Genomic DNA, 5,048 nt, shown 5'->3' with positions numbered 1-5,048 from the left:
GGGTGCCGGTGTTCGGCATCTGTTATGGGTTTCAGGCGATGGCGCAGGCGCTGGGCGGGACCGTCGCCCACACCGGCACCAGCGAATACGGTCGCACCGAACTGAAAGTCCTTGGCGGCGAACTGCATTCGGGATTACCAAGTGTGCAGCCGGTGTGGATGAGCCACGGTGACGCGGTCACGGCCGCGCCGGACGGGTTCGAGGTGGTGGCCAGCAGCTCCGGCGCTTCGGTGGCCGGCTTCGAAAACCGGGCCCGACGCCTGGCCGGTGTGCAGTACCACCCGGAGGTCATGCACAGCCCGCACGGCCAGCAGGTGCTCAGCCGATTCCTGCACGACTTCGCCGGTCTGGGCGCGGACTGGACGGCCGCCAACATCGCCGAGGTGCTGATCGAGCAGGTGCGCGCCCAGATCGGCGACGGCCGGGCGATCTGCGGGCTGTCGGGCGGGGTGGATTCCGCGGTGGCCGCCGCGCTGGTGCAGCGCGCCATCGGTGACCGGTTGACCTGTGTCTTCGTCGACCACGGGCTGCTGCGCGCCGGCGAGCGGGCGCAGGTGCAGCGCGACTTCGTCGCCGCCACCGGGGCCAACCTGGTCACCGTCGACGCGGCCGACACCTTTCTCTCCGCACTGGCGGGCGTGACCAATCCCGAAGGCAAACGCAAGATCATCGGACGCCAGTTCATCCGGGCCTTCGAGGGTGCGGTGCGAGACATCGTGGGGGACGGGGATTCTCACGTCGATTTCCTGGTGCAGGGCACGCTGTATCCGGACGTGGTGGAATCGGGCGGTGGCAGCGGGACCGCGAACATCAAGAGCCACCACAACGTCGGCGGCCTGCCCGACGACCTGAAGTTCACGCTCGTCGAGCCGCTGCGGCTGCTGTTCAAGGACGAGGTCCGCGCGGTCGGCCGCGAGTTGGGCCTGCCGGAGGATATTGTTGCGCGCCAACCCTTTCCGGGACCGGGTTTGGGGATCCGGATCGTCGGCGAGGTCACCGCTGCCCGGTTGGACACGCTGCGGCGTGCGGACTCGATCGCCCGCGAGGAACTCACCGCTGCCGGCCTGGACACCCTGATCTGGCAGTGTCCGGTGGTGCTGCTCGGCGAGGTGCGCTCGGTCGGCGTGCAGGGCGATGGCCGCACCTACGGACACCCGATCGTGCTGCGCCCGGTGTCCAGTGAGGACGCCATGACCGCCGACTGGACCCGGGTGCCCTACGAGGTCCTCGAGCGCATCTCGACCCGGATCACCAACGAGGTGGCCGAGGTCAACCGCGTGGTGCTGGACATCACCAGCAAACCACCCGGCACCATCGAATGGGAGTAGGCCCCGGCCGCGAAAATGCGGCCACATGCCACCCATCAGCCACACCAGTATCGATCGCATAACGCTGCCCCTTGCGTCGCTTGACGGTTGTCGGAGGGCAGGTGTTTACTTCGAAATGTATCGAACATACATTCGAATACTTTTCCCCGAACGTGGTGTGCTAGGAGGCTGTCATGACCGCGGCTTTTGCCTCCAGCCGCCGCCAGGAAACCCGCGCTGAACAGCTGGAATCGTTGCGCCGGCGGATGGCGAGCATCGCCGGGAAGAAGGCCGGGGCCGCCACGGTGCCCGCCGACGATCTGCTGCCCGACTCGGAGTCCCAGCTGGCCCTCCCGCCGTGGCTGGCCGACCTGCTGCCCGCGCCGGTGCCGCGGGGAACGGTCGCGGTGCTCTCGGGTGCCCGGTCGCTGTTGCTGAGCGTGGTGGCCGCCGTCACGGCGGCCGGTGGCAACGCCGCAATCGTGGGCCAGCCGGACATCGGGTTGCTGGCCGCCGCGGAGATGGGGGCGGATCTGAGCCGGCTCGCGGTGATACCGGATCCCGGCACCGATCCGGTGGAGGTGGCCGCGGTGCTCGTCGACGGCATGGACCTGGTGGTCCTGGGGCTGGGCGGGCGCCGGGTGCCGCCGACGCGGGCGCGGGCGGTGGTGGCCCGCGCCCGTAACAAGGGCTGCACCCTGCTGGTCACCGGCGGCGATTGGCAGGGGGCCCCGACGCGCCTGGCCGCCCGGGTCTGTGGGTATGAGATCACCGCCGAGGGCCGTCCCGGATTCGGCCGGATCGGCGGGGTGCGGCTGCAGGTCAGCGGGACGTGCGCGGGACGACGGGTGACGACTCCAGCGCGAGCCGGGTAAATACCGTGGTAACCCCTTCTGGTTCAAGGGTTTTGGCGATCTGGTGCATGGATTGGCCGGCGGTCGCGGCGGCGACGGCCGCGGGTCTGTCCGCGACCGCCCCGATCGCGGTCACGCTGGCCAACCGGGTGATCGCCTGCTCGTCGGCCGCCCGTGCCGCGGGGGTGCGCCGGGGGCTGCGGCGCCGGGAGGCGGCGGCGCGGTGCCCGCAACTGCACGTCACCGCCGCCGACGCGGACCGCGACGCCCGCTTCTTCGAAGCGGTGATTGCGGCGGTGGACGACCTGGTGCCCCGCGCCGAGGTGCTGCGGCCCGGCCTCCTGGCGTTGCCGGTGCGCGGAGCGGCCCGCTATTTCGGGTCCGAGGCCACCGCCGCCGAACGCCTGATCGATGCGGTGGCCGCCGCCGGCGCCGAGTGTCAGGCCGGGATCGCCGACCGGTTGTCCACCGCGGTCTTCGCGGCCCGGGCGGGCCGGATCGTCGAGCCGGGAGGCGACGCGAAATTTTTGTCGGTGCTGTCCATCCGCCAACTCGCCACCGAACCGAGCCTGTCCGGTGCCGGCCGCGAAGAACTGACGGACCTGTTGTGGCGGATGGGGATTCGCACCATCGGGCAGTTCGCCGCGCTGTCGCGCAGCGACGTGGCCTCCAGGTTCGGCGCCGACGGGGTGACCGCGCACCGGTTGGCCTGCGGCGAGCCCGAACGGCCGCCCTCCGGGCGGGAACCGCCCGCCGACCTCGAGGCCGTGCTGGATTGCGATCCGCCGATCGCCCGGGTCGACGCCGCGGCGTTCGCCGGGCGGTCGCTGGCCGGCAAGCTGCATCAGGCGCTGATGGACGCCGGGGTGGGATGCACCCGGCTGGCCATCCACGCCGTCACCGCCAACGGCGAAGAACTGCACCGGGTGTGGCGATGCGCCGAGCCGTTGACCGAGGATGCCACCGCCGATCGGGTGCGCTGGCAGCTTGACGGGTGGTTGAGCAGCCGCACCGCGCGGAGTCCCCGTCCCACCGCCGCGGTGACGCTGTTGCGGCTGGCCGCGGTGGAGGTGGTCTCGGCCGAGGCGTTGCAGTTGCCGCTCTGGGGCGGCCTGGGCGAGGAGGACAGGCTGCGGGCCCGCCGGGCGCTGGTGCGGGTGCAGGGCCTGCTCGGTCCGGAGGCGGTGCGAGTGCCGGTGCTGTCCGGCGGGCGCGGCCCGGCCGAGCGCATCACGCTGATCCCGCTCGGCGACGAGCCGGTGCCGCGGGCCGATCCCGATCTGCCGTGGCCCGGCCGGCTGCCCGAGCCGTCGCCGGCGGTGCTGCTGGACGACCCGGTGGAACTGCTTGACGCCCAAGGGAATCCGGTACGGGTGACCATCCGGGGGTTGTTCTCCGCCGACCCGGCGCGCATCGTCGCCCATGGCCGGGACGAGCGGCTGTGCTGGTGGTCCGGGCCCTGGCCGGTCGACGAGCGGTGGTGGGATCCCGACCTGGCCAAGGGCCGCACCGCCCGCGCCCAGGTGTTGCTGGAGAGCGAGCGTGCGCTGCTGCTGTGCTATCGCCAGCGGCGCTGGTATGTGGAGGGGAGTTACGAATAGCGTTGTTATTGAGCGTATTCGACGCGCCGCAACGCGTCGGGGGTGAGGTCCTTGAGCGAGGGATACCCGTCGACGGCCATGATCAGGTCCGCTTCGGCCAGCAGCGAGCGCAGGACGTGCACGATGCCGTCGACACCACCGACCGCCAGCCCGTAGGCGTACGGGCGACCGATCCCCACGGCGGTCGCCCCCAGGGCGAGCGCCTTGATGATGTCGGCGCCACCGCGCACCCCGGAGTCGAACAGCACCGGCATCCCGTCGGCGGCCTCGACCACCTCCGGCAGGCAATCCAGGCAGGGCAGCCCGCCGTTGGCTTGCCGCCCGCCGTGATTGGAGCAGTAAATGCCGTCCACGCCAATGTCTTTGGCGCGGCGCACGTCGTCGGGATGGCAAATGCCCTTGACCATCAGCGGCAGGCTGGTCTCGGCCCGCAGCCACTCGAGGTCCGCCCACCGGAACGGGCCGCCGAAGATCGGCAGCTTGCGCACCGCCGCCTCGGTGGCGTCTTCACCCCGGCTCAGGTTGGCGCGAAAAACCGGGTCGCTGGTGTAGTTGGCCAGGCACCCGCTGGGCACCTGCGGGTAGTTCCCGCCGCTCAGGTCACGGGGTCGCCAGCCGGTGACCCAGGTGTCCAGCGTGACGGCGATGCCCTTGAAGCCGGCCGCCTCGGCCCGGTGCACCAGGCTGGCGGCCATCTTGCGGTTGGGTGGCGTGTACAGCTGGAAGAACGCCGGGGTGTCACCGAGTTCGGCGGCGAGGCTTTCCATCGGGTCGGCCGACAGGGTCCCCACGAAAAACGGCACGCCGGTGCGAACCGAGGCGCGCGCACAGAGCATGTCCCCGTGCCCGTCGGGGTCGCACACCCCGATGACGCCGATGGGTGCCATGAAGATGGGCGAAGGGAACCTGATGCCGAACAACTCGACGGACATGTCGCGCTGCTCCGGGGCGATCCCCATGCGCGGATACAGGCCCCACCGCTTGAAGGCCGCGCAGTTCGCCCGCTGGGTGTGCTCATCACCGGCGCCGCCGGCCACGTAGCCCAGCACCTTCGGCGTCATCGCCGCCGCGGCCTTCTCCTCCAGCTCCTCGAACCGGATCGGATACTGCGGCTGATTGCCGTGCAGCGACTGGTCGTACAGCTCGTTTTGATACTCGGCGAAGGCCATGGTCGGGGCTTTACCCGCCGCTTCGCCCACCAAACGAGGCTCAGTACCGCCCGAAGGCGATGGCCACGTTGTGTCCGCCGAAGCCGAACGAGTTGTTGATGGCGTACTCGTAGTTGC

At 70.8% G+C, this 5,048-nt stretch carries 5 protein-coding genes; 3 read left to right on the top strand and 2 right to left on the bottom strand.

Translation table 11 applies throughout. The features are described from left to right. The 3 genes from guaA to A9W96_RS09140 form a co-directional block, all read left to right on the top strand. The coding region (guaA, locus tag A9W96_RS09150; RefSeq protein WP_067139150.1) for a glutamine-hydrolyzing GMP synthase at positions 1 to 1,328 on the top strand (1,328 nt) is incomplete at its 5' end. A 173-nt stretch (positions 1,329 to 1,501) separates the two neighbouring features. After that, complete coding sequence (locus A9W96_RS09145; RefSeq protein ID WP_066866894.1) at positions 1,502 to 2,182, top strand: hypothetical protein; 681 nt, start codon at positions 1,502 to 1,504, stop codon at positions 2,180 to 2,182. Between the two features lie 47 nt (positions 2,183 to 2,229). Next, a complete protein-coding gene (locus A9W96_RS09140; protein WP_067139147.1) occupies positions 2,230 to 3,762 on the top strand; it encodes a DNA polymerase Y family protein in 1,533 nt (510 codons plus the stop codon). Between the two features lie 5 nt (positions 3,763 to 3,767). Here A9W96_RS09140 and A9W96_RS09135 read toward each other — a convergent pair whose 3' ends face one another. Further along, entirely contained in the window at positions 3,768 to 4,931 is a 1,164-nt protein-coding gene (locus A9W96_RS09135; RefSeq protein ID WP_066877400.1) for an alpha-hydroxy-acid oxidizing protein, read from the bottom strand. Between the two features lie 40 nt (positions 4,932 to 4,971). Continuing rightward, the coding region (locus A9W96_RS32580; protein WP_231122602.1) for a hypothetical protein at positions 4,972 to 5,048 on the bottom strand (77 nt) is incomplete at its 5' end.

This window comes from Mycobacterium sp. 1245852.3 (genome assembly GCF_001669335.1).
GTDB lineage: Bacteria > Actinomycetota > Actinomycetes > Mycobacteriales > Mycobacteriaceae > Mycobacterium > Mycobacterium europaeum_A.
Note: the sequence above shows the minus strand (reverse complement) of the source record. Positions and strands in the feature narration are given on the sequence as shown.